The sequence below is a fragment of the Pseudomonas sp. MT3 genome (assembly GCF_054720805.1).
This window is the reverse complement of the sequence record NZ_JBTVPY010000018.1, coordinates 79164-105956: the sequence shown is the minus strand read 5'-3', so window position 1 is coordinate 105956 and position 26793 is coordinate 79164. Positions and strand designations below refer to the sequence as shown.

Sequence of the window (26793 nt, the reverse complement as noted above, 5' to 3'; positions counted from 1 at the left end):
GTGGGATCAGCTGCGCATGCGGGTGATGCGGATCACGCCCTTGAGCGCGCGCAGCTTCTTGATGACGCGGGCCAGGTGCACACGGTCATGCACGCTGACGACGAGCTGGACCACGCTGATGCGGCCGTCGCGCTCGTCCATGCTGATCTTCTCGATGTTGCCGTCGGCGGCGTTGACGCTGGTGGCCAGCAGGGCGATCAGGCCGCGCTGGTGCTCCAGCTCGACGCGCAGTTCGACGTTGAATTCCCCGGTGACATCCTTGGCCCAGCTGAGCTGGATGCATTTCTCGGGGTTGTGGCGGATTTCGCTGATGTTCCGGCAGTTCTCCAGGTGCACGACCATGCCCTTGCCGGCGGACAGGTGGCCGACGATCGGATCGCCCGGGATTGGCGTACAGCACTTGGCGTAGCTCAGGACCAGGCCTTCGGTGCCGCGGATCGCCAGCGGCCCTTCGGCGCTCGGCGCTTCCTCGCCTTCGCTGGACAGCAGGCGGCGGGCGACCACGTAGGCCATGCGATTGCCCAGGCCGATTTCTTCCAGCAGGTCCTCGAAGACTTCCATGCGGTACTCGTTGAGCACGCCCTGGATGCGTTCCTGCGGGATCTTCTCCAAGTGGCTGTCGAAGCCGGCCAGGGTCTTGTTCAGCAGGCGCTCGCCGAGGTTGATCGATTCGGAACGGCGCTGCAGCTTGAGCGCATGGCGAATGTGCGTGCGTGCCTTGCCGGTGACCACGAAGTTGAGCCAGGCCGGGTTCGGCCGGGTGCCCGGCGCAGTGACGATTTCCACCGTCGCGCCGCTCTGCAGCGGTTCGGACAGCGGCGCCAGGCGGCGGTTGATGCGGCAGGCGATGCAGCTGTTGCCGACGTCGGTGTGCACCGCGTAGGCGAAGTCCACCGCCGTGGAGCCCTTGGGCAGCTCCATGATGCGACCCTTGGGCGTGAACACGTAGACCTCGTCCGGGAACAGGTCGATCTTCACGTTCTCGATGAATTCCAGCGAGTTGCCGGCGCGCTGCTGCAGCTCGAGGATGCCCTTCACCCACTGGCGGGCGCGGGCGTGGGTGCCCTTGGGCGACTCGTCCTCGCTGGACTTGTACAGCCAGTGCGCGGCGATCCCGTGGTTGGCCATCTCTTCCATCTCGCGGGTGCGGATCTGGATCTCGATGGGCACGCCGTGCATGCCGAACAGCGTGGTGTGCAACGACTGGTAGCCGTTGGCCTTGGGAATCGCGATGTAATCCTTGAAGCGACCGGGGAACGGCTTGTACAGGTTGTGCACGGCGCCGAGCACACGGTAGCAGGTGTCGACCTTGTCGACGATGATGCGGAAGGCGTAGACGTCCATGATCTCGTTGAACGCCTTGCGCTTGCCGCGCATCTTCTTGTAGATGCTGAACAGGTGCTTCTCGCGGCCCAGGACCTGGCCTTCCATGCCCTCGCGGGCGAGGCAGTTGACCAGCGATTCCTGGATCTTGCCGACGATCTCGCGGCGGTTGCCGCGGGCCTTCTTCACCGCCTGGCGGATGCGCTCGGAGCGCATCGGGTGCATGGCCTTGAAGCCGAGGTCCTCGAACTCCACGCGCACGCTGTGCATACCCAGGCGGTTGGCGATGGGGGCGTAGATTTCCAGGGTTTCCTTGGCGATGCGCCGGCGTTTCTCGCCGGACAGCACTTCCAGGGTGCGCATGTTGTGCAGGCGGTCGGCCAGCTTGACCAGGATCACGCGGATATCGCGTGCCATCGCCATGGCCATCTTCTGGAAGTTCTCGGCTTGCGCCTCGGCCTTGGATTCGAAGTTCATCTGGGTCAGCTTGCTAACCCCGTCCACGAGTTCCGAGACGGTCTCGCCGAACTGCGCGGTGAGCGCTTCCTTGGCGATGCCGGTGTCCTCGATCACGTCGTGCAGCATGGCCGCCATCAGGCTCTGATGGTCCATGTGCATGTCGGCGAGGATATTGGCGACGGCGAGCGGGTGCGTGACGTAGGCCTCGCCGCTGCGGCGGCGCTGCCCGTCATGGGCCTGCTCGGCGTAGTAGTAGGCGCGGCGGACCAGGTTGACCTGATCCGGACCCAGGTAACTCGACAGTCGGTCGGCGAATGCATCTATGCCCGGCATGGGTTCACCCCCTGCCGAACAGGCCGTCGCGGCGCGCCTTTTCGTCGGCCCGACATCGACTTACAGGGCCTCGTTGTTGGCCTCGTCTTCGAATGCAGCGAACAGCGGCTCTTCTTCAACCACGTCCTCCTGCTGAACGATGTCAGCGTCCACCAGGCCCGAGGCGATCTCGCGCAGAGCGACGACGGTGGGCTTGTCGTTTTCCCAGGCTACCTTCGGCTCCTTGCCGCCGGTGGCCAGCTGGCGAGCGCGCTTGGTGGCGAGCATGACCAGCTCGAAACGGTTATCGACGTTGTCCAGGCAGTCTTCAACGGTGACGCGGGCCATGGTGTTCCTCGTTACGAAAATGGATGCCCGGAGAATGCCGGGCGGACTGAATAGTTTAAAAAATCGCCAATCTTTATGGAAGGGCCTTCGCGTTTCCCGTTCAGGCCAGCAATTGTTGCAACAGTTCGGTGTGCCGCTGCTGCTGGGCGTCCTGGCGCAGCTGGCGGGCGCGGAAGATCGCCTTGAGGTCTTCCAGCGCATGGGCGAAATCGTCGTTGATCACCAGGTGATCGTACTCGACATAGTGGCTCATTTCGCTGACGGCTTCCTGCATGCGCTGCTCGATCACCTCGTCGGCGTCCTGGCCACGGTTGGTCAGGCGCTGGCGCAGGGCCTCCTGGCTCGGCGGCAGGATGAAGATCGACTGCGCCTGGGGCATCAGCCGGCGCACCTGCTGGGCGCCCTGCCAGTCGATCTCGAGGATCAGGTCGAAACCTTCCTTGAGCGTCTTCTCCACCCAGCGCTGCGAGGTGCCGTAGAGGTTGCCGAAGACTTCCGCATGTTCGAGGAACTCATTGCGCTCGAGCATGGCGGTGAAGGTGTCGCGAGCGACGAAGTGATAGTTCACGCCATCCACCTCGCCCGGACGCATGCCACGGGTGGTGTGGGAGACGGAGACGCGCACGGCGGGCATGGCGTCGAGCAGCGCCTTGACCAGGCTGGTCTTGCCGGCGCCGGACGGGGCAGAAACGATGTACAGAGTGCCGGACATGGCGCTTTCCTGGAGTTGCGGTTGACGGTTCCGAGCCGGGCGTTGCCCGGTTTACTCGATATTCTGGACCTGCTCGCGCATCTGTTCGATCAGGACCTTGAGGTTGACCGCGGCCTGGGTGGAACGCGGGTCGAACGCCTTCGAACCTAGCGTGTTGGCCTCGCGGTTGAGTTCCTGCATGAGGAAGTCCAGGCGGCGACCGGCGGCACCGCCAGCCTTGAGCACGCGGCGCACTTCGGTGACGTGGGTGGTCAGGCGGTCGAGTTCTTCGGCGACGTCGCTCTTCTGCGCCAGTAGGACCATTTCCTGCTCCAGGCGCTGCGGGTCGAGTTCGGCTTTCATCTCGGTGAAGCGGTCGACGATCTTCTGGCGCTGGTTGGCGAGCATTTCCGGCACCAGCTGGCGCAGGTTGGCGACCTCTTCCAGCATCGAAGCCAGGCGTTCGTCGATGATCCTCGCCAGTTCGGCGCCTTCGCGGGCGCGGCCGGCCTTGAGCTCGTCCAGCGCCTGGGTGAAGGCGGCGAGGGCGCTGGCATTGAGCGCCTGCGGATCGGCGGCGTCGGCCACCAGCACGCCCGGCCAGGCCAGTACGGCCAGCGGGTCGAGCGAAGCGGGCTGCCGGATCAGGCCGGCCACGGTCTCGGCGGCGGCGACCAGCTGCGCGGCGCGCTCGCGGTCGACCTGCAGCGCCTTGCCGGCGTTTTCCTCGTTGAAGCGCAGGGTACACTCCACCTTGCCGCGCGACAGGCCCTGGCGCAGGGCTTCGCGCACCGCGCCTTCGAGATCGCGGAAGGCTTCGGGCAGGCGCAGGTTGGGTTCGAGGTAGCGGTGGTTGACCGAGCGCAGCTCCCAGCTGAGCGTTCCATGCGGCCCGGCCTGCTCAACGCGGGCGAAGGCGGTCATGCTGTGCACCATGTGGAGCTACCTCGCTGACTGTTCGTGACTGAAGGTTTTCAGTCTGAAGAAAAAGGCCGACAGGTCGTCGGAAACCGGTAATTGTACCCCAGCGTGGCGCGCAGCCGCACGCCGGCGGTGGTTGCGTCCGTCCGCTGGCCTCTATAATGGCGGTCATTCCCCCGCCAGCAACTCTGTACAGGATGCCTCCATGAACCGTCCCAGTGGCCGCGCCGCCGACCAACTGCGCCCGATCCGTATCACCCGCCATTACACCAAGCACGCCGAGGGCTCCGTGCTGGTCGAGTTCGGCGACACCAAGGTGATCTGCACCGTCAGCGCCGAATCCGGTGTGCCGCGCTTCCTCAAGGGCCAGGGCCAGGGCTGGCTGACCGCCGAATACGGCATGCTGCCGCGCTCCACCGGCGAGCGTAACCAGCGCGAAGCCGCGCGCGGCAAGCAGGGTGGCCGCACCCTGGAAATCCAGCGCCTGATCGGCCGCTCCCTGCGCGCCGCGCTGGACCTCTCCAAGCTAGGCGAGAACACCCTGTACATCGACTGCGACGTGATCCAGGCCGACGGCGGCACCCGCACAGCCTCGATCACCGGCGCCACCGTGGCGCTGATCGATGCGCTGGCCGTGCTGAAGAAGCGCGGCGCGCTCAAGGGCAACCCGCTCAAGCAGATGGTCGCCGCGGTTTCCGTGGGCATGTACCAGGGTGAGCCGGTGCTGGACCTGGACTACCTGGAAGACTCCGCCGCCGAGACCGACCTGAACGTGGTCATGACCGATGCCGGCGGCTTCATCGAAGTCCAGGGTACCGCGGAGGGCGTGCCCTTCCAGCCGGCCGAGCTGAATGCCATGCTGGAACTGGCGCAGCAGGGCCTGCGCGAGCTGTTCGAACTGCAGCGCGCCGCGCTGGCCGACTGAACCGACGAGCGGCGCGCCCGGCCGATCTTCAAGTGCAAGGAGTGAAAGGATGAGCGAGGAATTGCCCGTGGAACACAGCGAACCGAGCCGGGAGGCCCGGCAATGGGCGATGTTCTGCCACTTCGCCGCATTCCTGTGTTTCGTCTTTCCCTTCGGCAACCTGATCGGGCCGCTGATCGTCTGGCAGATCAAGCGTGAGTCGGACCCGTTCGTGGACCGGCAGGGCAAGGAGGCGATGAACTTCCAGATCACCGTGACCCTGGCGATCTTGATCAGTTGTCTGCTGATGCTGGTGGTGGTCGGCTTCTTCCTGCTGGGACTGGTGAGTATCGGTGCGCTGGTCCTGACCATCATCGCCGGGATCAAGGCCAATGAAGGGGTGGAGTATCGCTACCCCTTCACCTGGCGCCCGCTCAAGTGACGGTTCTGCGGATATGAAAAAGCCGGCTCGAAGCCGGCTTTTTCATGTCCGCCTGACGGCGGGACGACAGGACTCAGATACTCAGGGTCCAGTCGTAGTCCACGATCAGCGGCGCATGCTGGGAGAAGCGCGGCTGGCGCGGCAGCTTGGCGCTGCGCACGAAGCGGCGCAGACCCGGCGTGAGGATCTGGTAGTCGAAACGCCAGCCCAGGTTGAGCAGCTCGGCCTGTTCGCTTTCCGGCCACCAGCTGTACTGGTCGCCTTCGCGGTTGACCTCGCGCAGGGCGTCGACGTAGCCCATGGTGCCGAAGATCTCATCCATCCAGCCGCGCTCCGGCGCCATGAAGCCCGGAGATTGCTGGCATTCGCGCCAGTTCTTCACGTCCAGCTTCTGGTGCGCGACGTACAGCGAGCCGCAATAGATGTATTCGCGGCGCTTGCGGCGCTGCTTGTTCATGTACTGGGCGAAATCGTCCATGAACTTGAACTTGTGGTTCAGGTTCTCGTCCCCTTCCTGCCCGGTAGGCAGCAGGAGAGTGGCGATACTCACCTTGTCGAAATCGGCTTGCAGGTAGCGCCCGTAACGATCGGCCATCTCGAAACCCAGGCCGCTTATGACAGCCTTGGGTTGCAGACGACTATAGATTGCGACGCCGCCCTGACTGGGCACTTCGGCATCGCAGGCGTACAGGAAGTAGCCGTCCAGTTGATAGGACGGGTCATCCAGATCGAAAGCGGAGGCGCGGGTATCCTGCAAGCAGATCACGTCGGCATTCTGGGCTTGCAGCCAACTGAGCAATCCACGCTCGGCTGCAGCCTGAATACCATTCACGTTCACACTGATGATCCGCATAAATGGCCCCCAAAATCACGTGTGTGTATGATACCCGAGCTCAAACGGTTTAGCTAAATTCATACCGGCCGGTTCTCTCCCATGCACGCATATCAACGCGATTTCATCCGCTTCGCCATCGAGCGCGGCGTTCTTCGTTTCGGCGAGTTCACCCTCAAGTCCGGGCGTACCAGCCCGTACTTCTTCAATGCCGGCCTGTTCAATACCGGCGTGGCGCTGGCCCAGCTGGGGCGTTTCTACGCCAGCGCGGTGGTCGACAGCGGCATCTCCTTCGATGTGCTGTTCGGCCCGGCCTATAAAGGCATCCCGCTGGCCGCCGCCACCGCCATTGCGCTGGCCGAGCAGCACGGCCGCGACCTGCCCTGGTGCTTCAACCGCAAGGAAGCCAAGGACCACGGTGAAGGCGGCACGCTGGTTGGCGCCCCGCTGACCGGCCGCGCGCTGATCATCGACGACGTGATCACCGCCGGCACCGCCATCCGCGAGGTCATGCAGATCATCGACGCCCAGGGCGCTCAGGCCGCCGGCGTGCTGATCGCGCTGAACCGCCAGGAGCGCGGCAAGGGCGAACTGTCGGCGATCCAGGAGGTCGAGCGCGACTTTTCGATCCCGGTGGTCAGCATTGTGTCGCTGGAGCAAGTGCTGGAATATCTCGCCGGTGATGCGCAGCTGAAACAGCATCTGGCCGCTGTCGAGGCGTATCGCGCACAGTACGGTATCTAACTGCAACAAGGTGTCGGGCATGGCCGAGCAGGGTGCTTTCCGCTACAGGATATTGATGGGGCTTCTGGGGGCCATGCTCGCGGGCCAGGCACTGGCCGCCGGAGAGTCCAAGGGCTCTTCGGTGGAGATGTACCGCTACATCGACGACGCGGGTGGGATCGTCATTGATCGCCAGGGCGTGCCGTCCGAATACATCGGCAAGGGCTACGAGGTGCTCAACGAGCAGGGACGGGTGATCCGCGTGGTGCCGCCGGCACCGACGGCCGCCGAGATCGAGCAGCGCAAGGCGGATGCCGCGCGCGCCAGTTCCGATGCGCAACTGCTGCGCCTGTACACCGGCGTGAAGGACGTGGATCGCGCGCGCGATCGCAAGCTGACGGAGCTGGATGCCTTGAGCAGCGTGGCCAAGGGCAACCTGCAGGCGCTCAAGACTCAGCAGGCCAACCTGCAGTCCCGTGCCGCTGACCAGGAGCGCGCCGGCCGCCAGGTGCCCGCAGAGCTGGAGGCCCAGCTGTCCAACCTGCGCGACGAAGAGAAGCGCCTGATACAGGACCTCGACCGCTACGGGCAACTGCGCGAGCAGGCGGTCAAGGGCTTCGCCGTCGACCGCGCGCGCCTGGCGCAACTGCTCGGTGATAGCCATTGAGCCTGCGGCTCACTGCTGTGGCGAACACCTTTCAAATTCGTTGATCTTCCCGCGCAGCCAGTCCGGCAAGGGCTGGCTCGTGCGGTCTTCGCCGGCATAGGCGTAGATCAGCTCCCCCAGCGTCAGCAACTGTTCGTCGCACCAGATCGCCACCTGGAACGTCAGGCTGCTGCGGCCCAGGCGGCTCACCCGCACTCCCAGCTCCAGCCACTCATCGAAGTGGGCCGGCGCCAGGTATTCCAGGGTGGTTTTCACAGCAAACAGATCGCCGCCACCACGCAGCAGGTCGGCCGGGTACGTCACGCCGAGGTGGCGGTAGTATTCGGTGGTGGCGACGTCGGCGTAGGTCAGGTAGTTGCCGTTGAAGACGATCCCTTGCGGGTCGACCTCCGACCAGCGCACGCGCAGGCCGTGGAAGAAGCTGAAGTCGTTGCGGGAGACGGGGGATGCGGCCATGCGATACCTCCTCATGACCTGTTCGGGGCTGGACATCCAAGACTGCTGATCACGCCTCGAGCAGGCAGAAAAACACCCGCGTGGATCGCTCCAGGCGGGTGTCGTTTTCGATCAGCGCGACTTGCGGTTGGTGATCAGGGTGCCGACGCCGCTGTCGGTGAAGATTTCCAGCAGCACGGCGTTGGGCACGCGGCCATCGATGATGTGCGCGCTGGTCACGCCGCCCTGGACCGCTTCGAGGGCGCAGCGGATCTTCGGCAGCATGCCGCCGTAGATGGTGCCGTCGGCGATCAGCTCATTGACCTGCTCGGTGGTCAGGCCGGTGAGTACCTCGCCCTGCTTGTCCATCAGGCCGGCGATGTTGGTGAGCAGCATCAGCTTCTCGGCCTTCAGCGCCTCGGCCACCTTGCCGGCCACAAGGTCGGCGTTGATGTTGTAGGACTCGCCGTTGGCGCCCACGCCGATCGGCGCGATCACCGGGATGAAGTCGCCCTGCACCAGCATGTTCAGCAGCTCGACGTTGACCCCGGTGACTTCACCCACGTGGCCGATGTCGATGATTTCCGGCTTGGTCATCTCCGGCGTCTGGCGGGTGACGGTGAGCTTTTTCGCGCGGATCAGCTCGGCGTCCTTGCCGGTCAGGCCGATGGCGCTGCCGCCATGACGGTTGATCAGGTTGACGATGTCCTTGTTCACCTGGCCGCCGAGGACCATCTCCACCACGTCCATGGTCTGCGCGTCGGTGACGCGCATGCCGTCGATGAAGTGGCTCTCGATCGACAGGCGGCTGAGCAGGTCTCCGATCTGCGGCCCGCCACCATGAACCACCACCGGGTTGATGCCGACGGCTTTCATCAGCACCACGTCGCGGGCGAAGCTGTTCTTCAGCTCGTCCGTTTCCATGGCGTTGCCGCCGTACTTGATCACCAGCGTCTTGCCGACGAAGCGGCGGATGTAGGGCAGGGCTTCAGCAAGGACGCGGGCAACCTGGGCGGCGTCATCGCGGCTCTGGGTCATGGTGGGCTCCGGCAAATAGGTCAAAAGGGCAGGCTGATGGCGGGGTCGACCGCTTTCAGCTGGGTGCGGAACACGTCCTTGATGCGTTCCAGTTCGTCCTGGGTGTCCGCCTCGAAACGCAGCACCAGCACCGGGGTGGTGTTGGAGGCGCGTACCAGGCCCCAGCCTTTGGGGTAATCCACGCGCACGCCGTCGAGGGTGGTGAGGTTGGCTTCACCCCACTGGCCACGGGCCTGCAGCGCCTCGATCAGGGCGAACTTGCCCTCGTCGGTGACGGTGATGTTGATTTCCGGGGTGGAGATGTCCAGCGGGAAGGCAGCGAACACGCGCTCGGCGTCGCGCTTGTCCAGGCTGATGATTTCCAGCAGGCGCGCGGCGCTGTAGATGCCGTCGTCGAAGCCGTACCAGCGCTCCTTGAAGAAGATGTGGCCGCTCATCTCGCCGGCGAGCAGGGCGCCGGTTTCCTTCATCTTCTTCTTGATCAGCGAGTGACCGGTCTTCCACATCACCGGACGGCCGCCGTAGCCGCTGATCAGCGAGATCAGGCGGCGGGTGCATTTCACGTCGAAGATGATGTCGGCGCCCGGATTGCGGGAGACCACATCCTTGGCGAACAGCATCAGCAGGCGGTCGGGGTAGATGATGGTGCCTTCGTTGGTCACCACGCCCACGCGGTCGCCGTCGCCGTCGAAGGCCAGGCCCAGGTCGGCGCCGGTCTCTTTCACCTTGGCGATCAGGTCTTCCAGGTTCTCCGGCTTGCCCGGGTCCGGGTGGTGGTTGGGGAAGGTGCCGTCGACGTCGCAGTACAGCGGGATCACGGTGCAGCCCAGGGCTTCGATCAGTTGCGGGGCGATGACGCCGGCCACGCCGTTGCCGCAGTCCACCACCACTTTCAGCGGCTTGGCCAGGGCGATGTCGTCGCGGATCTGCTGGAAGTAGCGCGGCAGGATGTCGACCTGCTGCACGCTGCCCACGCCGCTGGCCAGGTCGTTGCTCTGGATGCGCTGGCGCAGGGCCTGGATCTGTTCGTTGGCCAGGGTCTCGCCGGCGACGACGATCTTGAAGCCGTTATAGTCCGGCGGGTTGTGGCTGCCGGTGAGCATCACGCCCGACTTGCCTTCCAGGACGTTGGCCGCGTAGTACAGCACCGGGGTCGGCACCATGCCGATGTCGGTGACCTGGCAGCCGCAGTCGAGCAGACCCTGGATCAGTTGCTGGACCAGCTCGGGGCCGGACAGGCGGCCATCGCGGCCCACGGAAACGCACGGCTCGCCGCGCGCCAGGCTTTCGGAACCGATCGCACGGCCGACCCAGTAGGCGGTTTCGGCGGTCAGGGTGTCGCCGACCACGCCACGGATGTCGTAGGCGCGGAAGATGCTGGCGGGCAGTTGCGGGGCTTTAGGCGTGCTCATAGCGGTGGTTTGCTCCAATCCCAGGAGGTCCTGGTCTTCATCAAGTATGTCGATATCCAGAATGTCGGTACTCTGGAACAACGGATCGACCAATGGCGTCTCGGTGGCAGCCGGGGCGCGCGCCGCGGCGGCCACGGGGGACGGCCGGACAGGGGCGTCGGGGCTGCTGGCACCGGAGGTTTCGGCCTTGCGGCGTGGCTGGCGGGCCAGTGCCTGAGCCACTGCCTGCAGGCTTGGCAGGCTCAGCTCAGGAACTTTGGCAGTACGTTGGCCGGCGAGTTCCTGAGCGAACTGGCCGAGGCTCTGGGCGTCCTTGTTCACGCGGCGCTGCAGAGCGCTCTGCGCCAGGTAGACGCCGAGTAGCGAGCCGACCAGCGCGAGCAGGCCGGCGAGGCCCAGCAGAACGGGGGAGTACAGCGGTGCGAGCAGCGCCGGGCCGGCGGTGAAACTGAGTTTCCAGTTCGGGTTGCCGCTGCTGAGCGGTTGGGCGGGTGCGTCGGCAGCCTCGCCGGATTGCAGCAGCACCTGTGCCGGCGAACTGCCGAACTGTTGCGCCAGGCGCAACTGGCCGACATCTGCGGGCATCGGCGGCAGGCTATTGAGCAGGCGCTTCAGATCGACCACCAGCAACAGGCTGCCCTGGATCGAGTTGTCCGCGGCGCGCAGCGCAGTGGCGCTGTAGACCAGCCAGCGCTGACCGACCTTGTAGGCCTCCGGGGCGACGACCTGGCCACTTTCGACGCGGTGCAGCATGTCCAGCGCCGCATAGTTCAGCGGGCCGGGGCGCTGCGTATCCTGCACGGCCTGGCCGTTGGCGTTCAGGTAGACATCCACCAGGCCATCCAGATGCCATTGCGCGAGAGTCTTCTCCAGCGCGGCGATGCGAGCGGGGTCATGGCTCTGCAGGGTCGGCAGCAGCTCCGGGTTGCCGGCGAGGGTGCGGTTGTCCGCGGACAGCTGGTTCAGAGACTGGCGCAGGGCGCCGGCCTGGCCTTCCGACCAGGCGCTCGCCAGTTGCTGGCGATGGACCTGCTCGGCGCTGCCGAACAGGCTGAGCCAGAGCAGGGCGCCGGCCGCGACGACGCCCGCCACGCTGACGGCGAACGCGGGCGCCAGGGGTTTCAGATCGGATTTCGCGGCAGCGGGCACGCGTTTGGCTGCCTTGCCTGCCGGTATGAGCTCCGACAGGTCACCTGCGTCCTTGGCGGTGCGTTGGAAAAGTTTCATGCAACGTCTCCTCGGCGATTCATCCTGAAGTGAGCGATCAGTGGCTGCCCGAATGTCCGAAGCCGCCGGCGCCACGCTGGGTCTCGTCGAAGTGCTCGACCAGCTCGAAATGCGCCTGTACCACCGGCACCAGCACCAGTTGGGCGATGCGTTCGCCCACGGCGATGGTGAAGGCGCTCTGGCCACGGTTCCAGCAGGACACCATCAGCTCGCCCTGGTAGTCCGAGTCGATCAGCCCCACCAGGTTGCCCAGCACGATGCCGTGCTTATGGCCCAGGCCCGAGCGCGGCAGGATCAGCGCGGCGAGGCCCTCGTCGGCGATGTAGATCGACAGGCCGGTGGGGATCAGCACGGTCTGGCCCGGTTCGAGGACGCAGTCCTCCTTGAGCATGGCGCGCAGGTCGAGGCCGGCGGAACCCGGGGTGGCGTACTGCGGCAGCGGGAATTCGTTGCCCAGGCGGGGGTCGAGGATCTTGGCTTGCAGAGAGTGCATTGAGTTCTCAGTGTCGTTTGATGCGGTCAGCGATGAAGGCGATCAACTGGCGGGCGATCTTGCCCTTGCTGGTCTGGGCGAACGCAGTTTCGTGCAGCTCGCGGTCGATGACCGTGATGGCGTTCTCTTCGCTGTTGAAGCCGATCGACGGATTTGCAACGTCATTGGCGACGATCAGGTCGAGATTCTTGTCCTTGAGCTTGCGCGAGGCGTACTCGAGCAGGTTCTCGGTCTCGGCGGCGAAGCCCACGCTGAAGGGGCGATCGCAGCGCTGCGCGAGGGTGGCGAGGATGTCGGGGTTGCGCACCAGCTGCAACAGCAGGCCGTCGCCCTTGGTGGGGTCTTTCTTGAGCTTCTGCGAAGCGACCACTTCCGGGCGGTAGTCGGCCACGGCGGCGGCGGCGATCAGGATGTCCGCTGGCATCGCGGCTTCGCAGGCGGCGAGCATGTCGCGGGCGCTGACCACGTCGACGCGGTTGACTCGGTCCGGGGTCGGCAGGTACACCGGGCCGGTCACCAGGGTTACGCGGGCGCCGGCTTCGGCCGCGGCTTCGGCCAGGGCGAAGCCCATCTTGCCGGAGCTGTGGTTGGTGATGTAGCGCACCGGATCGATGTTTTCCTGGGTGGGCCCGGCGGTGATCAGCACGTGCTGGCCGGTCAGGTCCTTGACTTCGAAACAGTCGGCGGCGCGTTGCGCCAGCTCCTCGGCTTCCAGCATGCGGCCGGGGCCGACGTCGCCGCAGGCCTGGCTGCCGGCGGCGGGGCCGAACAGGTGCATGCCTCGCGAACGCAGCAGCTCGACGTTGACCTGGGTGGCCGGGTCGCGCCACATGGCCTGGTTCATGGCCGGGGCGAGGGCGATCTGCGCATCGGTGGCGAGTACCAGGGTGGTCAGCAGGTCGTTGGCGATGCCCTGGGCCAGGCGTGCCATCAGGTCGGCGGTGGCCGGCGCGATCAGTACCAGGTCGGCCCAGCGGGCCAGCTCGATATGGCCCATAGCCGCTTCGGCGGCGGGGTCGAGCAGGTCCAGATGCACCGGGTGCCCGGACAGCGCCTGGAGGGTGAGGGGGGTGATGAACTCGCGGCCGCCGTGGGTCATCACGACACGCACCTCGGCGCCCTGGTCGCGCAGGCGGCGAACCAGTTCTGCGCTCTTGTAGGCCGCGATGCCGCCGCCGACGCCCAGGACGATGCGTTTACGATAGAGCCGCTGCATAGGCCAGCCTTAATTTACGGAAATGGATGACGCGCGCTGAAGCCGGCGACGCCTCCCCAGGCCTCCGGCTGCGCGAAGCGAGACAGCTAAGATAACACAGCGCCCGCATGGGAACAGCGGGCTGGCATGACTGGGAGGTCTTGTGAGCATTCGTGACTGGCCCGCGGCGGAGCGCCCGCGGGAGAAGCTTCTCGAGCGGGGTGCGGCGAGCCTGAGCGACGCCGAATTGCTGGCCATCTTTCTGCGCACCGGCGTCGCCGGATGCAGCGCCGTCGATCTGGCGCGGCGGCTGCTGGGCGAGTTCGGCAGCCTTCGCGCGCTGCTGGAGGCCGATCTGGACTCCTTCTGCAGCCATCTGGGCCTGGGTGTCGCCAAGTACGTGCAGTTGCAGGCCGTGCTGGAGATCGCCCGGCGCCACCTCGCCGAGCAGTTGCGCCGCGACTCGGTGCTGGAAAGTCCGCAGGCCGTGCGGGATTTCCTCAAGGCGCGGCTGCGCCACGAGCCCCATGAGGTGTTCGCCTGCCTGTTCATGGACAATCGGCACCGGGTGCTGAGTTTCGAGGTGCTGTTCCACGGCTCCATCGACAATGCCAGCGTCTATCCCCGGCAGATCGTCAAGCGCGCGCTGGCGCACAATGCGGCTGCGCTGATCCTCACGCACAACCATCCGTCCGGCGTCTGCGAGCCGAGCCAGTCCGATCGCCTGTTGACCCGGCGCATCGTCGATGCGCTGGCGCTGATCGACGTACGCGTGCTCGATCACTTCATCGTTGGCGAGGGCGAGCCGCTGTCGATGGCCGAGCACGGCTGGCTGTAGCCGCCGTGCCCAGGCCGTGCCTCAGAAGGTGACCCTGGAGAAATCCTGGCGGCCGAACGGGCTCACCGCGTAGCCCTTCACGTCCTTGCGGATGATCGCCGAAGCCGTTGGGTGCGCCAGCGGCAGCCACAGCGCCTGGTCATGGATGATCTGCTGCGCCTGGTGGTACAGCTCGCTGCGCTTGGCCTGGTCGGCCACCGCCTTGCCCTGGCTGATCAGGCCGTCGAGCTTGTCGTCGCAGTAGCGCGCGAAGTTCAGCCCGGACTTCACGCTGGCGCAGGAGAATTGCGGGGTGAGGAAGTTGTCCGGGTCGCCGTTGTCGCCGGCCCAGCCCATGAACAGCAGGTCGTGCTCGCCGGCCTTGGCGCGGCGGATCAGCTCGCCCCATTCGATCACGCGGATCTCGGCCTGGATGCCGACCTGCGCCAGGTCCGACTGCAGCAGTTGCGCGCCGGTGCTGGGGTTGGGGTTGAGCAGGCTGCCGGAGGGGCGGGTCCAGATCGTGGTCTTGAAGCCGTCCTTCAGCCCGGCCTCGGCCAGCAGGGTGCGGGCCTTGGCCAGGTCGTGCGGATAGCCGGGGATGTCCTTGGCGTAGCTCCAGGTGTTCGGCGGATAGACGCCGTCGGCGGGGGTGGCGCTGCCGGCGAAGACTGCCTGCAGGTAGCTGCGCTTGTCGAAGGCGAGGTTGATCGCCTGGCGCACCTTGGGATTGTCCAGCGGCGCGTGCTGGCTGTTGATGCCGACGAACGCGGTCATGAAGGTGGGAGTCTGCTCGACCTTGAGGTCGGCGGCCTTGGCAGCGGTCTCCACGTCCACCGGCTTGGGCGACAGGGCGATCTGGCACTCGCCGCGCTTGAGCTTCTGGATGCGCACGCTGGCGTCCGGGGTGATGGCGAACACCAGGTTGTCCACCGCCGGTTTGCCGCCGAAGTAGTCGGGGTTGGCGGTGTAGCGCACCACGGCGTCCTTCTGGAAGCGCTTGAAGACGAAGGGGCCGGTGCCGATCGGCTGGGCGTTGAGCTTTTCCGGGGTGCCGGCCTTCATCAACTGGTCGGCGTATTCGGCGGAATAAATAGAAGCGAAACCCATGCTCAGCATCGGCAGGAACGTGGCGTCCGGGTGGTTCAGGGTGAAGCGCACCTGGTGGGCGCCGATCTTCTCCACCGACTTCACCAGGCTCGGCAGTTGCATCGACTGGGCGTGGGGGAAGCCGCTCTGCGCCACCTTGTGCCAGGGCTGCGCGGGGTCGAGCATGCGCTGGAAGCTGAACACCACGTCGTCGGCGTCGAGCGCGCGATTGGGGTTGAAATAGTCGGTGCGGTGGAACTTCACCGCATCGCGCAGCTGGAAATCGTAGGTCAGGCCATCGGCGGATACCGTCCAGCGCTCGGCCAGGCTGGGGACCAGCTCGCCGCGTGTGGCGTCGAAGTCCACCAGGCGGTTCATGAGCACGTCGGCCGAGGCGTTGGTGGTGGTCAGCGAGTTGTACTGGACCACGTCGAAGCCTTCGGGGCTGGCTTCGGTGCAGACGCTCAGCGAGGCGGCGCTGGCGAGCGCCGGGGAGATCAGGAGGGCGAGCAGGGCGAGACGCATGACGGACTCCGTACAGGGTGGCAAGATGCCCATCCGCGGGGTTGGGCGAGTCATGCAAGGCTGTTGGCAGCCTCGAAGGCGCTACCCTAGACCAACATGCCCGCAGCGACAACGATGACAGGCGACGAACGGCACGAGTGCCACGCCCCACGGGGGCTGGCGTTGCGTTCCCGGAGTGGCGCCCGCCCTTGCAGCGCGGAGTGTCTTTCTGATATAAAGCTGCGCTCTTTTCTGGGGCCCTGCTCTGATCTTGCGACCCGTTCGCGGCGATGTGGCAGTTAAGACCCTGGTGAAACTGAGAATCCAATTGAGTTAAGCAGCCAACCCATGCCGGGTTTGGCATGTGGTTTACAGAGGGCTGAGCCATGTCGAGAGTTTGCCAAGTGACCGGTAAGGGTCCGGTTACCGGGAACAACATTTCCCACGCACACAACAAAACCCGTCGCCGTTTCCTGCCGAACCTGCAGCACCACCGTTTCTGGGTAGAATCCGAGAAGCGTTTCGTACGTCTGCGCGTTTCCGCCAAAGGCATGCGTATCATCGACAAGCGTGGTATCGAGGCCGTTCTGAACGACCTGCGCACCCGCGGCGAAAAATTCTAAGGAGCTGCAGTCATGCGTGAACTGATCCGTTTGGTGTCCAGCGCCGGTACCGGCCACTTCTACACCACCGACAAGAACAAGCGCACCAAGCCTGAGAAAATCGAGATCAAGAAATTCGATCCGGTTGTTCGCAAGCACGTGATCTACAAGGAAGCCAAGATCAAGTAATTGATCTTCGCCCTTGTGAAGAAACCCGCCCCTCGTGGCGGGTTTTTTCTTGCCTGCCGTTTCCCGCGTGACGCGGCAGGTACAAAAAAGCCCGCCAATCGACGTAATGCTGTTCACTTAAGAAAAACGCCGCGACTCCTTTGCCAGGATCGCGGCGTTTCTTTGCTCCGCAGGTCGCCTCAAGCGGAGATTTTGAATGGGTTGTTCCCTCTGTGGCTCTGAAAAAGGAACAAAAAACCGATACCAGAGCACCTGGTATCGGTATATCAGAGCTCGCGATTGTCCACTAAATGCTTAAGTGAACAGCATTACGCCAATCGACGGGCTTTTTCATGGTCGGGCGATCAGGCCTTCTGCTCGAAGATCACGTAGACCTTGCGGCAAGGCTCCAGCACTTCCCAGGTGCCGCTGAAGCCGGCCGGGATGACGAAGCGGTCGCCGACGCGCACGGTCTTGGCGCCGCCGTTGGCATCACGGATCACCGATACGCCCTGGAGGATCTCGCAGTACTCGTGCTCGGTGTAGCTGACGTTCCAGTGGCCCGGCTCGCCTTCCCAGATGCCCACGTTGAACTGGCCGCAGTCGCTGGTGTAGTGGTTGCGCACGCTCTGCGCCGGGTCGCCCTTGATGATGCGGTCCGGGGCGGGGCGGTAGTGTTCGGGGGCGGTGGTGGCCTGGGCGAAATCGACGATCTGCTCGACGTTCATGGCGGTCTCGGTTCTTTAGAGTTGTTGGCGAGAGTGCGTGCGGGCACGCGCAGCGCTGTTGGATATTTACTCCGATACGGCTGTCGGAAAACCATCAGCCGATGAATCAAGGCAGTCTATGTTTAATAAAACGAACGTGACAAGGCAATTTGGCCGCATAGTGTAAAAAATATTGAAAATTGCCAGGCTCCGGTTTAGGGTGGCGGACAGCATGCGTTTGCTCCGCCTTGCGGAATATTTGACAGCGCGCCCGCACCGGGCGCCTGGACCTTAGATAAGTACATTAATAAGAGGACACGTTGTCATGGGTACCCTCACTCGCGCCGATTGGGAAGCTCGCGCCAAGGATCTGAAGATCGAAGGCCGCGCCTTCGTCAACGGTGAATACGTCGACGCCGTATCCGGCGCCACCTTCGATTGCATCAGCCCCGTGGATGGCCGCTTCCTGGCCAAGGTCGCCAGCTGCGACCTCGCCGATGCCGAGCGTGCCGTGCAGGTCGCCCGTGCCACCTTCGACTCCGGGGTGTGGTCGCGCATGGCCCCGGCCCAGCGCAAGAAGGTCATGATCCGCTTCTCCGAGCTGCTGCTGGAAAACGCCGAAGAGCTGGCCCTGCTGGAAACCCTGGACATGGGCAAGCCGATCAGCGACTCGCTGAGCATCGACGTGAACAGCGCCGCCAACAGCCTGCGCTGGAGCGGTGAAGCGATCGACAAGATCTACGACGAAGTCGCCGCCACCGCCCACAACGAACTGGGTCTGGTGACCCGCGAGCCGGTAGGCGTGGTTGCTGCCATCGTGCCGTGGAACTTCCCCCTGCTGATGACCTGCTGGAAACTCGGCCCGGCGCTGTCCACCGGTAACTCGGTGATCTTGAAGCCCTCCGAGAAGTCCCCGCTGACCGGCATCCGCATCGCCCAGCTGGCCATCGAGGCCGGCATCCCGAAAGGCGTGTTCAACGTCCTGCCGGGCTTCGGCCACACCGTGGGCAAGGCCCTGGCCCTGCACATGGACGTCGACACTCTGGTGTTCACCGGTTCGACCAAGATCGCCAAGCAGCTGATGGTCTACGCCGGCGAATCGAACATGAAGCGCGTCTGGCTGGAAGCCGGCGGCAAGAGCCCGAACATCGTCTTCGCTGACGCGCCGGACCTGAAGGCCGCCGCCGAAGCCGCCGCCAGTGCCATCGCCTTCAACCAGGGCGAAGTCTGCACCGCCGGCTCGCGCCTGCTGGTGGAAAAGTCGATCAAGGCCGAGTTCGTGCCGCTGGTCGTCGAAGCCATCAAGGCCTGGAAGCCGGGCAACCCGCTGGACCCGGAAACCAACGTCGGTGCGCTGGTCGACACCACCCAGATGAACAACGTGCTGAGCTACATCCAGGCGGGCCACGACGACGGCGCCAGGCTGGTGGCCGGCGGCAAGCGCACCCTGGAAGAGACCGGCGGCACCTACGTCGAGCCGACCATCTTCGACGGCGTGACCAACGCCATGCGCATCGCCCGTGAAGAGATCTTCGGCCCGGTGCTGTCGGTCATCGAGTTCACCGATGCCGAGGAAGCCGTCCGCATCGCCAACGACACTCCGTACGGCCTGGCCGCTGCGGTATGGACCAGCGACCTGTCCAAGGCGCACCTGACCGCCAAGGCGCTGCGCGCCGGCAGCGTGTGGGTGAACCAGTACGACGGCGGAGACATGACCGCACCGTTCGGTGGCTTCAAGCAGTCCGGCAACGGCCGCGACAAGTCGCTGCACGCGTTCGACAAGTACACCGAGCTGAAGGCCACTTGGATCAAACTCTAAGGACGGCGCGGGGGAGCTCGCTCCCTCCGTAACGACCTTATCGATCCAGGCCTGGCCAGGTCGGCCCCGTTCAGGGGTCGCTCTGACAAGAGCCAAACCTGCGGCCGGGTTTCCCTCTGGGAAGCCCGGCCGTTGTGCATTGCGCATCGGGCAACCTGACGGGCCCGGCGTGCGCTCCGGATGGAACGGGAGAAAGACAATGCGTTGGGGTGCCTATTCTGCGGTCTGCCTGTCGGTCATCAGTATCGGCCTGGCCCTCGGGCTGACCATGCCGCTGGTGTCGCTGCGCCTCGAAAGCTGGGGCTATGGCAGCTTCGCCATTGGCGTCATGGCGGCGACGCCCGCGGTGGGTGTGCTGCTGGGGGCCGCACTGGCCGGCCGGCTCGCGGCGCGTATCGGTACGCCGCGGCTGATGCAGCTGTGCCTGATTTCGGGGGCCTTCTCGGTCGGCCTGCTGGCGTTGCTGCAGAGTTATCCGGTCTGGCTGCTGCTGCGCCTGCTGATCGGCGTGCAACTGACCGTGGTGTTCATCCTCGGTGAAAGCTGGATCAACCAGCTGGCCATCGAGAAATGGCGTGGTCGCCTGGTGGCGCTGTATGGCACCGGCTATGCGCTGAGCCAGTTGTCCGGCCCGGTGCTGCTGACCTTCATCGGCACTGCCGATGACCGTGGCTTCTGGTTCAGCGGGTGCCTGCTGATCGGCGGTTCGCTGCTGCTGCTCGGCCGTGGCGGCGCGCCCAAGGTCGATCCGCACAGCGCTTCCGGGCGCGGGCTGTTCGGCTTCTGCGCGCAGTTGCCGGCGATCGCTTGGGCGGTGGTGCTGTTCGCCGGTTTCGAGGCGATGATCCTCACCCTGCTGCCGGTCTACGGCGTGCAACAGGGCTTCACCCAGGCAGTGGCGCTGGCGATGGTCAGCACGGTGGTCATCGGCGATGCGCTGCTGCAACTGCCCATCGGCTGGCTGGCGGATCGCATCTCCCGGCAGACGCTGTTCAAGGGCTGCGGCCTGGTGCTGCTGGCGAGCAGCCTGGGCATTCCGCCATTGCTGCACGGTCCGGTGATCTGGCCGGTGCTGGTACTGTTCGGCGCCAGCGCGGGCGGGCTGTTCACCCTGTCGCTGATCCTCATCGGAGAGCGTTACCGGGACGATGCCCTGGTTCGTGCCAATGCGCACATCGCCCAGCTTTGGGGGATCGGCTGCCTGATCGGTCCGCTGGCCACGGGCGCCGCGAGCCAGTGGATCAGCGGTCATGCATTGCCGATGGTAATGGCGCTGGGCGCGGCGGGCTTCGTCGTGCTGGTGTCCTACCGCGGCCTGCCGCCGGCCATGCAGGCGACCGACGCCGAGCTGCAGCGGGAGCGTTTCTAAAGCATCTTCTCCAGCCCGATGGCACCGGCGACCCAGGCATTGAAGCGGCGCCAGAGGTTGCCCGGTTCATGGTGCCGCGTGTGGCGTTGGCCGTCGCGCTCGTCGATCCAGACCAACCGGGGCCGCGCGCCGCTGCGGTCGATCTTCACCTGGTAGCTGACGTTGGGCGACATGCCGGTCAGTGCCAGGCGGCGAACCTGTTCGGCCAGTTCCGGGCTGTCGACGATGACCCCGACTTCGGTGTTCCACAGCACCGAGCGCGGGTCGAAGTTCAGCGAGCCGACGAACACCTGCCGGCGGTCGAACACCGCCGCCTTGCTGTGCAGGCTGGCGCTGCTGGAGCCGCGCACCATCCAGGGGGCGCCGGCGATGCGCTGGTCCGGTTCGGCGCGCAGTTCGAAGAGTTTCACTCCGTGCTCCAGCAGGGCCATGCGGTACGGCGCGTAGCCGGCGTGGACGGCCGGTACGTCGGTTGCCTCCAGCGAGTTGGTCAGCAGGCGCACGCTGACGCCCTGGTCGGCGCGCCGGGTCAGGTAGTCGACCCCGGCGCGGGTCGGTACGAAGTAGGCCGAAACCAGGATCAGCTCATGGGAAACCCCGTCGAACAGCGGGGCGAGTTGGGTGCTCAGCAGTTGCTCGGGCCGGGAGTCGCCCTGGTCGAGCACTTTCAGCGGAGCGTCCCAGATGGCGTGGGCGGGCGCCCACACCAGGTCGTCCAGCCAGTTGTCCAGGTGCGGCCGGTTGCTGCTGAGGTTGAGCCGTGCGATATAGCCCGAGCGCTTGACCCGCGCACGCTCCAGGTAGCGGTCGAGGCGGCGCCGGACGCCGTCCAGCTCCTTCTTGCCCGGCCGGCTCCAGAGGTAGTCCTCGATGGGGCGGCTCAGGGTGCTGTTCCAGTACTGGTCGAAGCTCACCCCGAGGGACTGGGCGACCGGCCCGACGCCGAGCAGGTCGAGGTCGCTGAAATTCATCTCGGCCTTGGCGCCGAAGTACTCGTCGCCCAGGTTGCGGCCGCCGACAATGGCCACGCTGTCGTCCGCCAGCCACAGCTTGTTGTGCATGCGCCGGTGCTGCTCGGAGAGGTTGAACAGGCGCCCCATGTTGCGGGTGAAACCGGTGCTGCGGCCCAGGTGCAGCGGGTTGAACAGGCGGATCTGGATGTTCGGGTGGGCGGCGAGGGTGCCCAGCTCGTAGTCCCAGCCGTCGCTGCTGGTGTCGTCGATCAGCACGCGTACGCGCACGCCCCGGTCGGCGGCGCGCAGCAACTCGCGGATCACGGCGCGGGTGGTGAGGCCGTCGTGGACGATGTAGTACTGGATGTCGAGGCTGCGCTGGGCCTTGCGGATCAGTTCGGCGCGGGCGAGGAAGGCGTCGATGCTGGAGGCCAGCAGGTGGAAGCCGGACTGGCCGGGATGGGCCGCGGCCTGCTCGCTGATCTGGTTGTCCAGCCGGGTGCCCTGCACCGGCAGCACGTGCGAAGGCTCGGGCGGTGGCGCACTGGCGCAACCCCCCAGGACCAGCAGGATCGGCAGGAGCAGGCGATGAAGCAATGAGAAGTCTCCGACAAGCCCGCCGGTGACGGGCTGCGGAAGATTCTAGCCGCTGGATCGCGTGGGCGGTCAGCCGCCGAGGGTTTCCTTGAAGCGGTACCAGGCCATCCCTAAGGCCAGCAGCGGCGAGCGCAGCAGCTTGCCGCCGGGGAAGGTGATGTGCGGCACCTTGGCGAACAGTTCGAAACCGCTGCCGTGCTGGCCGGCGATGGCTTCGGCGAGCAGCCTGCCGGCCAGGTGCGTGGCATTCACCCCGTGGCCGGCGTAGGCCTGGGCGAAGTACACGTTGGGTTGGTTCGGCAGGCGGCCGATCTGCGGCAGGCGGTTGGCGCCGATGCCGATCATGCCGCCCCACTGGTAGTCGATGCGGACGTTCGCCAGGTGAGGGAACACCTTGAGCATCTTCGGCCGCATGTAGGCGGCGATGTCCGCCGGATCGCGGCCCGAATAGTGACAGGCGCCGCCGAACAGCAGGCGGTTGTCGGCGGAGAGTCGGTAGTAGTCCAGCGCTACGCGCTGGTCGCACACCGCCATGTTCTGCGGCAACAGGGCGTGGGCCTGCTCGGCGGACAGCGGCTCGGTGGCGATCACGTAGCTGCCGGCCGGCAGCACCTTGCCGTCGAGGTAGTGATTCAGGCCATTCTGGTAGGCGTTGCAGGCGATCACCAGGGTCTTGGCGCGTACGCTGCCGCCGGCGGTGCGCACGCGCACTTCGCTGCCGTAGTCGATCGCCGTGACCTTCGAATTTTCGAACAGGCGCACGCCCAGGCTCTGCGCTGCGGCGGCTTCGCCCAGGGCGAGGTTGAGCGGGTGCAGGTGGCCGGAGCCCATGTCCACCATGCCGCCGACGTACTGGTCGGAGCCGACGATGGAGCGCATTTCCTCTTTCGGGACCATACGCAGTTCGTGGCGGTAGCCGAGGCTTTTCAGTTCGTCGAAATCTTCCTGGAAGCCTTCGACGTCCGACGACTTGTTGGCCAGGTCGCAGTAGCCCCAGATCAGATCGCAGTCGATGGAGTACTGTTCGACGCGGCGGCGGACGATCTCCACGGCTTCCAGGCCCATCAGCTTGAGTTCGCGCACGCCGTCGGCACCGATCACCGGTTCGAACTGCTCGACGCCGTGGCCGACCCCGCGAATCAGTTGGCCGCCGTTGCGCCCGCTGGCGCCCCAGCCGATCCGGTGGGCCTCGAGCAGCACCACCGAGAGGCCGCGCTCGGCCAGTTCGATAGCGGTGCTCAACCCGGAGAAGCCACCGCCGATGATGCACACGTCAGCCTTTTCCTCACCGGCCAGGGGAGGCACTTCGAGGCGTCGATTGACGCTTGCGGCGTAGTAGGAAGGGGCGTGATGGTCGGTGTGCACCGGCTGGTGAACGCGGGCGTTCATGTGCGATATCCTGATTTTTATGTTGTTAAAATTTTACGCAGGATAAACGCCGACTTCCCGCCACGCCAATAGCCGGAGCCGTAAAAAGAGCTGGAAAGTTGTAAAAGTCTGGCAGGTTGCCGCGATCAGCCGGAATTCAATCCGCTCTCAATCCGGGATGGGTAAAGTCAGGCTTTCCTTTACTTCTTCCATGACGATGTAGCTCTTGGATTCGCGCACGTGCGGCAGCTTGAGCAGGATGTCGCCCAGCAGCTTGCGGTAGGAGGCCATCTCCGAGATGCGCGCCTTCACCAGGTAGTCGAAGTGGCCCGAGACGAGGTGGCATTCCAGCACGTGGGGCAGCTTGAGCACCGAACGGCGGAAGTCCTCGAAGGTATCGCCGGACTTGTAGTCCAGGCTGATCTCGACGAATACCAGCAGGCTGGCCTTGAGGTACTGCGGGTTGAGGCGGGCGTTGTAGCCCATGATGATCCCTTCGCGCTCCAGCCGCCGTACACGCTCGGTACAGGGCGTGGTGGAAAGGCCGACCCGTTCGCCCAGTTCGGTGAAGGAGATTCGGCCTTCTTCCTGCAGGATGCGCAGGATATTGCGGTCGATCTTGTCCAGTTCGCGGCGGCTTTGGTGTTGGGTTCTCATCGGGGGACCGGCGTCGGCTTTGGGGGAATGTCGGCAATATAGTCGGTTGTGCAGGGAATATCACTGGTTGCGCTTGAACTTCCGGCGGTCGTTGGCCAGCCTGTAGACCCATGCTCCCACTGTAAGGTCGGAGCCAGACGTTTTTCCCCTGGAGCCCGGCATGTCGTTACCGCGTCTGCGCACTGCCCTGTTGCTGCTGTTGCTGATCCTGGCGCTGGCGGCGGGCGGCGTGTGGCTGGCGGTCCCGCGGCTGCTGGCCGGCGCCGGCGTGAGCATCGAGCAGTGGCAGGGCCTGGGTGTTTCGCGCACCGGACTGCGGCTGGAGCACCTCGCGCTGCAGCGCCAGACCCCGGAGGGCGGCCGGCTCGCGGTTCGCCTCGAACGACTGCGGGTGGGCTGGCCGCAGTATGCGGATGGTCGTTGGCGGTTGGCGGAAGTGTCGGCGCAGACTCTGGACGTGCGGCAGTGGCCGGACGCGGTGGAAAGCTCGGGCGCACTGCCGGCGCCAGAGCAACTGGGGCGCTGGCTGGCGTTGTTGCCCGGCCGTCTGGCCCTGGAGCGGGTGAGCGTCGAACTGCCCTGCGCCCGCGAGCAGCGCTGCTCGCTGAACGGCAGCGCGCACTGGGAGCAACTGCCGGGTGGCGCCGCCGCATTGGGTGGCGAGTTGCGCCAGGGCGGCCAGCAAATGGCCTTCAACGGGTTGCTGCAGCCCGGCGAGGGACAATGGCGCCTGCAACTGGACAGCTATCTGGATAACGAGCCACTGCTGTCCCTGCAATCGAGCTGGGCGCCGGCTAGCCGCCAGCTTGCCGGAACCCTGGCCAGCCCCGCGGTGCCACCGGTCCAGGCGGTGCGCAACTGGTTCGGCATGTGGCTGCCCACGCCGAACCTGCCGCTGCCGATTCCCGAAGCCGGCCGCCTGCGCCTGAGCTGGGACGCCACCCTGGCCGGTGATGCCGCCTGGCCGGACTGGCCGGGGCTGCGCGATGGCCGCGGCAGCGTCGATCTTGCCCTGCAACTCCCCCAGCCTTGGCCACTGCCCGGCCTGGGTAACCTGCAGGGGGACCTGCGGCTGGTCGCCAGCGCCGGTGAAACGGGCTGGCGGCCCTCGGTGATCGGCGGCGACCTGCGCCTGTCCGATCTCTACGGCGACTGGCTGCAGGCGCTGCCGGTCGGCCTGCGCCCGGCGCGCCTGACATTGCGCCTGGAGCCCGGCGTGGACGACGAGGCCGGCAGCGTGCGGGCCGACCTGCGCGCCATCGGCGCCGCCGACCTGCGCCTGCGCTCGCGGGTGGCGCTGCTGGAAGCGACCCCTCTGGCGCTGCAATTGAATGAGGCGCGACTGGAGGGCAAGGTTCCGCACCTGGACGTGGCTGGCCTGCGCGCGGCCAACAGCCGTCTCGATATGCGCTTCGACGGCCGGGTGGACAGGCAGTCGGCGACCCTGGCCTTCGCTGCCGGCCCGCACGTGCAGGTCGGTACCCTGAGCGGGCCGGCAGCGCTCAGGATCAGCAAGCTCAGCGCCATCCTCGGCAAGGGCGCCTTCAACCTGGCCTATCCCGCCGATGCCCCACTGGGCCTGCAACTGGCCGCGCCACTGCAACTGGCACTGGGCGAACTGCGCCAACCCCGCGTCAAGCCGCTGGCCTGGAGTGCCAAGGGTGAGTTGTCCGTCAGCCTCGATGTCCAGCAGTTCAAGGGGCGGTTGCAGAACGGCGGCGGGCTGAACGCCACGGTCGATCTGAGCAACGCGGCGAACACGGGGCTGAGTCTCGACGCGCGGCTGCCGGAGTTTTTCCTGCGTACCGGCAACCCGCTGGAGAAGTCCCTGGCTGACTGGCCGCCGCTGCTCAGCCTGAACAACGGCAAGGCGAGTCTCGCGCTGAACTGGCGTCTACCACCGGGCAGCGCGCCGCAGAACCTCGATCTGCAACTGCGCGGGCAGGGGCTGGAAGGCGTCTATGACCGCAGCGAAGTTCACGGGCTCGACCTGCAGGCGAAGCTCGGCCTGAAAGGCACGCAGCTGGAGCTGCAGTTGCCGCAGCTGAAGATCGCCACGCTCAACCCCGGTGTGACACTCGGCCCGCTGATCCTGCAGGGCAACTACAAGGCCGCATTGGCGGCACCCTTGGCTGGCCGTATCGATTGGCGCCAGGCGGAGCTGGCGCTGTTCGACGGGCGCGCCTGGCTGCCGGCTGGCGCGGTGGATCTTTCCGCACCGGGCCAGGGTCAGATGCTCAAGCTCGAAGGCCTGTCGCTGGAGGCGATCCTCAAGGCCTATCCGGCGGAAGGACTGACCGGCACGGGAATCCTCGACGGCACGCTGCCGCTGCGTCTGGAGAAGGGGAAGTTGAATATTCGCGGCGGCCAGGTCGCCGCACGCGAGCCGGGGGTGCTGCAGTTCCGTTCGGAGAAGATCCGCTCCCTGGGACGGAGCAACCCGGCCATGCAATTGCTGGCGACCGCCATCGACGATTTCCGCTACGACAAGCTGTCCAGCACAGTGGATTATGATGACACCGGCAAGCTGCTGCTCGCCCTGAGCCTGAGCGGGCACAACCCCGCGCTGGAGCAGGGCCGGCCGATCAACCTCAACGTCAACCTGGAGGAGAACGTGCCCAAGCTGCTCACCAGCCTGCAACTGAGCGAGCGGGTCAGCGACACCATTCGCCAGCGCGTGCAGGAGCGCCTGCGCAACGACCCGGCCGCCGCGCCATGACC

25 protein-coding genes are annotated in these 26793 nt (G+C 65.7%); 10 read left to right on the top strand and 15 right to left on the bottom strand.

The annotated features are described in order from the left end of the window. Nucleotides 1-6: 6 nt before the first annotated feature. From spoT to ACYCAX_RS18835, 4 genes are all read right to left on the bottom strand, one after another. The gene (gene spoT, locus ACYCAX_RS18850; protein ID WP_015479561.1) at nucleotides 7-2115 is read right to left on the bottom strand and encodes a bifunctional GTP diphosphokinase/guanosine-3',5'-bis pyrophosphate 3'-pyrophosphohydrolase; all 2109 of its coding nucleotides are present in this window, start codon (nucleotides 2113-2115) and stop codon (nucleotides 7-9) included. Nucleotides 2116-2175: 60 nt separating this feature from the next. After that, nucleotides 2176-2442, bottom strand: a complete 267-nt coding sequence (gene rpoZ / locus ACYCAX_RS18845; RefSeq protein ID WP_015479560.1) for a DNA-directed RNA polymerase subunit omega — start codon at nucleotides 2440-2442, stop codon at nucleotides 2176-2178. A 100-nt stretch (nucleotides 2443-2542) separates the two neighbouring features. Then, the gene (gene gmk, locus ACYCAX_RS18840) at nucleotides 2543-3154 is read right to left on the bottom strand and encodes a guanylate kinase (protein WP_015479559.1); all 612 of its coding nucleotides are present in this window, start codon (nucleotides 3152-3154) and stop codon (nucleotides 2543-2545) included. A gap of 51 nt (nucleotides 3155-3205) precedes the next feature. Then, complete coding sequence (locus tag ACYCAX_RS18835; RefSeq protein ID WP_015479558.1) at nucleotides 3206-4069, bottom strand: YicC/YloC family endoribonuclease; 864 nt, start codon at nucleotides 4067-4069, stop codon at nucleotides 3206-3208. A 190-nt stretch (nucleotides 4070-4259) separates the two neighbouring features. Here ACYCAX_RS18835 and rph point away from each other — a divergent pair, with 190 nt between their 5' ends. Beyond that, entirely contained in the window at nucleotides 4260-4979 is a 720-nt protein-coding gene (rph, locus tag ACYCAX_RS18830) for a ribonuclease PH (protein ID WP_416751264.1), read from the top strand. Between the two features lie 49 nt (nucleotides 4980-5028). Further along, nucleotides 5029-5400, top strand: coding sequence for a DUF4870 domain-containing protein (locus tag ACYCAX_RS18825; RefSeq protein ID WP_015479556.1), 372 nt, complete (start codon nucleotides 5029-5031; stop codon nucleotides 5398-5400). A gap of 73 nt (nucleotides 5401-5473) precedes the next feature. Here ACYCAX_RS18825 and ACYCAX_RS18820 read toward each other — a convergent pair whose 3' ends face one another. Further along, nucleotides 5474-6253: an exodeoxyribonuclease III gene (locus ACYCAX_RS18820; protein ID WP_015479555.1), complete on the bottom strand. Its 780-nt coding sequence runs from the start codon at nucleotides 6251-6253 to the stop codon at nucleotides 5474-5476. Between the two features lie 81 nt (nucleotides 6254-6334). Between ACYCAX_RS18820 and pyrE the strand changes: the two genes are divergently transcribed. Both pyrE and ACYCAX_RS18810 read left to right on the top strand, forming a co-directional pair. After that, nucleotides 6335-6976, top strand: coding sequence for an orotate phosphoribosyltransferase (pyrE, locus tag ACYCAX_RS18815; RefSeq protein ID WP_015479554.1), 642 nt, complete (start codon nucleotides 6335-6337; stop codon nucleotides 6974-6976). A 19-nt stretch (nucleotides 6977-6995) separates the two neighbouring features. Then, nucleotides 6996-7622, top strand: coding sequence for a hypothetical protein (locus tag ACYCAX_RS18810; protein ID WP_041712264.1), 627 nt, complete (start codon nucleotides 6996-6998; stop codon nucleotides 7620-7622). A gap of 9 nt (nucleotides 7623-7631) precedes the next feature. On the opposite strand, the gene ACYCAX_RS18805 is transcribed toward ACYCAX_RS18810, so the two are convergent. The 5 genes from ACYCAX_RS18805 to coaBC form a co-directional block, all read right to left on the bottom strand. Beyond that, a complete protein-coding gene (locus tag ACYCAX_RS18805; protein WP_015479552.1) occupies nucleotides 7632-8078 on the bottom strand; it encodes an acyl-CoA thioesterase in 447 nt (148 codons plus the stop codon). A 111-nt stretch (nucleotides 8079-8189) separates the two neighbouring features. Next, a complete protein-coding gene (gene argB, locus ACYCAX_RS18800; protein ID WP_015479551.1) occupies nucleotides 8190-9095 on the bottom strand; it encodes an acetylglutamate kinase in 906 nt (301 codons plus the stop codon). A gap of 20 nt (nucleotides 9096-9115) precedes the next feature. Then, nucleotides 9116-10507, bottom strand: coding sequence for a phosphomannomutase/phosphoglucomutase (gene algC, locus ACYCAX_RS18795; protein ID WP_460248587.1), 1392 nt, complete (start codon nucleotides 10505-10507; stop codon nucleotides 9116-9118). Between the two features lie 1264 nt (nucleotides 10508-11771). Beyond that, nucleotides 11772-12227 (bottom strand): dUTP diphosphatase, encoded by a 456-nt coding sequence (gene dut / locus ACYCAX_RS18790; protein WP_015479549.1) that lies wholly within the window; start codon nucleotides 12225-12227, stop codon nucleotides 11772-11774. A 7-nt stretch (nucleotides 12228-12234) separates the two neighbouring features. Next, the gene (gene coaBC / locus ACYCAX_RS18785; RefSeq protein WP_015479548.1) at nucleotides 12235-13443 is read right to left on the bottom strand and encodes a bifunctional phosphopantothenoylcysteine decarboxylase/phosphopantothenate--cysteine ligase CoaBC; all 1209 of its coding nucleotides are present in this window, start codon (nucleotides 13441-13443) and stop codon (nucleotides 12235-12237) included. A gap of 142 nt (nucleotides 13444-13585) precedes the next feature. On the opposite strand from coaBC, the gene radC reads away from it, so the two are divergent. Next, nucleotides 13586-14260: a RadC family protein gene (gene radC, locus ACYCAX_RS18780; protein ID WP_015479547.1), complete on the top strand. Its 675-nt coding sequence runs from the start codon at nucleotides 13586-13588 to the stop codon at nucleotides 14258-14260. Between the two features lie 21 nt (nucleotides 14261-14281). Here the strand turns inward: radC and ACYCAX_RS18775 are convergent, their stop codons facing one another. Beyond that, nucleotides 14282-15853 carry an ABC transporter substrate-binding protein gene (locus ACYCAX_RS18775; protein WP_294981060.1) on the bottom strand — a complete coding sequence of 524 codons (1572 nt, stop codon included), beginning with the start codon at nucleotides 15851-15853 and terminating at the stop codon, nucleotides 14282-14284. A 365-nt stretch (nucleotides 15854-16218) separates the two neighbouring features. Between ACYCAX_RS18775 and rpmB the strand changes: the two genes are divergently transcribed. Next, nucleotides 16219-16455, top strand: a complete 237-nt coding sequence (gene rpmB / locus ACYCAX_RS18770) for a 50S ribosomal protein L28 (protein ID WP_015479545.1) — start codon at nucleotides 16219-16221, stop codon at nucleotides 16453-16455. Nucleotides 16456-16467: 12 nt separating this feature from the next. Continuing rightward, nucleotides 16468-16623: a 50S ribosomal protein L33 gene (gene rpmG, locus ACYCAX_RS18765; RefSeq protein ID WP_009614117.1), complete on the top strand. Its 156-nt coding sequence runs from the start codon at nucleotides 16468-16470 to the stop codon at nucleotides 16621-16623. A gap of 344 nt (nucleotides 16624-16967) precedes the next feature. On the opposite strand, the gene ACYCAX_RS18760 is transcribed toward rpmG, so the two are convergent. Continuing rightward, complete coding sequence (locus ACYCAX_RS18760; protein WP_460248579.1) at nucleotides 16968-17330, bottom strand: cupin domain-containing protein; 363 nt, start codon at nucleotides 17328-17330, stop codon at nucleotides 16968-16970. Nucleotides 17331-17634: 304 nt separating this feature from the next. On the opposite strand from ACYCAX_RS18760, the gene ACYCAX_RS18755 reads away from it, so the two are divergent. Then, on the top strand, nucleotides 17635-19128 hold the full coding sequence (locus ACYCAX_RS18755; RefSeq protein ID WP_460248578.1) for an aldehyde dehydrogenase: 1494 nt from the start codon (nucleotides 17635-17637) through the stop codon (nucleotides 19126-19128). A 199-nt stretch (nucleotides 19129-19327) separates the two neighbouring features. Next, nucleotides 19328-20497, top strand: coding sequence for an MFS transporter (locus ACYCAX_RS18750; RefSeq protein WP_294973609.1), 1170 nt, complete (start codon nucleotides 19328-19330; stop codon nucleotides 20495-20497). On the opposite strand, the gene ACYCAX_RS18745 is transcribed toward ACYCAX_RS18750, so the two are convergent. The 3 genes from ACYCAX_RS18745 to dadR form a co-directional block, all read right to left on the bottom strand. Beyond that, entirely contained in the window at nucleotides 20494-22047 is a 1554-nt protein-coding gene (locus ACYCAX_RS18745; RefSeq protein WP_294973611.1) for a phospholipase D family protein, read from the bottom strand. The two genes, ACYCAX_RS18750 and ACYCAX_RS18745, sit on opposite strands and share 4 nt — an antisense overlap. A 69-nt stretch (nucleotides 22048-22116) precedes the next feature. Then, nucleotides 22117-23436: an NAD(P)/FAD-dependent oxidoreductase gene (locus ACYCAX_RS18740; RefSeq protein ID WP_294973613.1), complete on the bottom strand. Its 1320-nt coding sequence runs from the start codon at nucleotides 23434-23436 to the stop codon at nucleotides 22117-22119. Nucleotides 23437-23583: 147 nt separating this feature from the next. Then, complete coding sequence (dadR, locus tag ACYCAX_RS18735) at nucleotides 23584-24072, bottom strand: transcriptional regulator DadR (RefSeq protein WP_015479539.1); 489 nt, start codon at nucleotides 24070-24072, stop codon at nucleotides 23584-23586. A 160-nt stretch (nucleotides 24073-24232) separates the two neighbouring features. On the opposite strand from dadR, the gene ACYCAX_RS18730 reads away from it, so the two are divergent. After that, nucleotides 24233-26791, top strand: a complete 2559-nt coding sequence (locus ACYCAX_RS18730) for an intermembrane phospholipid transport YdbH family protein (RefSeq protein ID WP_294973617.1) — start codon at nucleotides 24233-24235, stop codon at nucleotides 26789-26791. Nucleotides 26792-26793 lie beyond the last annotated feature (2 nt).

What these genes read in the sequence shown, in the direction of transcription:
- spoT (WP_015479561.1), bottom strand. Translation starts at nt 2,115, where the DNA reads ATGCCGGGCATAGATGCATTCGCCGACCGACTGTCGAGTTACCTGGGT.
- rpoZ (WP_015479560.1), bottom strand. Translation starts at nt 2,442, where the DNA reads ATGGCCCGCGTCACCGTTGAAGACTGCCTGGACAACGTCGATAACCGT.
- gmk (WP_015479559.1), bottom strand. Translation starts at nt 3,154, where the DNA reads ATGTCCGGCACTCTGTACATCGTTTCTGCCCCGTCCGGCGCCGGCAAG.
- ACYCAX_RS18835 (WP_015479558.1), bottom strand. Translation starts at nt 4,069, where the DNA reads ATGGTGCACAGCATGACCGCCTTCGCCCGCGTTGAGCAGGCCGGGCCG.
- rph (WP_416751264.1), top strand. Translation starts at nt 4,260, where the DNA reads ATGAACCGTCCCAGTGGCCGCGCCGCCGACCAACTGCGCCCGATCCGT.
- ACYCAX_RS18825 (WP_015479556.1), top strand. Translation starts at nt 5,029, where the DNA reads ATGAGCGAGGAATTGCCCGTGGAACACAGCGAACCGAGCCGGGAGGCC.
- ACYCAX_RS18820 (WP_015479555.1), bottom strand. Translation starts at nt 6,253, where the DNA reads ATGCGGATCATCAGTGTGAACGTGAATGGTATTCAGGCTGCAGCCGAG.
- pyrE (WP_015479554.1), top strand. Translation starts at nt 6,335, where the DNA reads ATGCACGCATATCAACGCGATTTCATCCGCTTCGCCATCGAGCGCGGC.
- ACYCAX_RS18810 (WP_041712264.1), top strand. Translation starts at nt 6,996, where the DNA reads ATGGCCGAGCAGGGTGCTTTCCGCTACAGGATATTGATGGGGCTTCTG.
- ACYCAX_RS18805 (WP_015479552.1), bottom strand. Translation starts at nt 8,078, where the DNA reads ATGGCCGCATCCCCCGTCTCCCGCAACGACTTCAGCTTCTTCCACGGC.
- argB (WP_015479551.1), bottom strand. Translation starts at nt 9,095, where the DNA reads ATGACCCAGAGCCGCGATGACGCCGCCCAGGTTGCCCGCGTCCTTGCT.
- algC (WP_460248587.1), bottom strand. Translation starts at nt 10,507, where the DNA reads ATGAGCACGCCTAAAGCCCCGCAACTGCCCGCCAGCATCTTCCGCGCC.
- dut (WP_015479549.1), bottom strand. Translation starts at nt 12,227, where the DNA reads ATGCACTCTCTGCAAGCCAAGATCCTCGACCCCCGCCTGGGCAACGAA.
- coaBC (WP_015479548.1), bottom strand. Translation starts at nt 13,443, where the DNA reads ATGCAGCGGCTCTATCGTAAACGCATCGTCCTGGGCGTCGGCGGCGGC.
- ACYCAX_RS18775 (WP_294981060.1), bottom strand. Translation starts at nt 15,853, where the DNA reads ATGCGTCTCGCCCTGCTCGCCCTCCTGATCTCCCCGGCGCTCGCCAGC.
- rpmB (WP_015479545.1), top strand. Translation starts at nt 16,219, where the DNA reads ATGTCGAGAGTTTGCCAAGTGACCGGTAAGGGTCCGGTTACCGGGAAC.
- rpmG (WP_009614117.1), top strand. Translation starts at nt 16,468, where the DNA reads ATGCGTGAACTGATCCGTTTGGTGTCCAGCGCCGGTACCGGCCACTTC.
- ACYCAX_RS18760 (WP_460248579.1), bottom strand. Translation starts at nt 17,330, where the DNA reads ATGAACGTCGAGCAGATCGTCGATTTCGCCCAGGCCACCACCGCCCCC.
- ACYCAX_RS18755 (WP_460248578.1), top strand. Translation starts at nt 17,635, where the DNA reads ATGGGTACCCTCACTCGCGCCGATTGGGAAGCTCGCGCCAAGGATCTG.
- ACYCAX_RS18750 (WP_294973609.1), top strand. Translation starts at nt 19,328, where the DNA reads ATGCGTTGGGGTGCCTATTCTGCGGTCTGCCTGTCGGTCATCAGTATC.
- ACYCAX_RS18740 (WP_294973613.1), bottom strand. Translation starts at nt 23,436, where the DNA reads ATGAACGCCCGCGTTCACCAGCCGGTGCACACCGACCATCACGCCCCT.
- dadR (WP_015479539.1), bottom strand. Translation starts at nt 24,072, where the DNA reads ATGAGAACCCAACACCAAAGCCGCCGCGAACTGGACAAGATCGACCGC.
- ACYCAX_RS18730 (WP_294973617.1), top strand. Translation starts at nt 24,233, where the DNA reads ATGTCGTTACCGCGTCTGCGCACTGCCCTGTTGCTGCTGTTGCTGATC.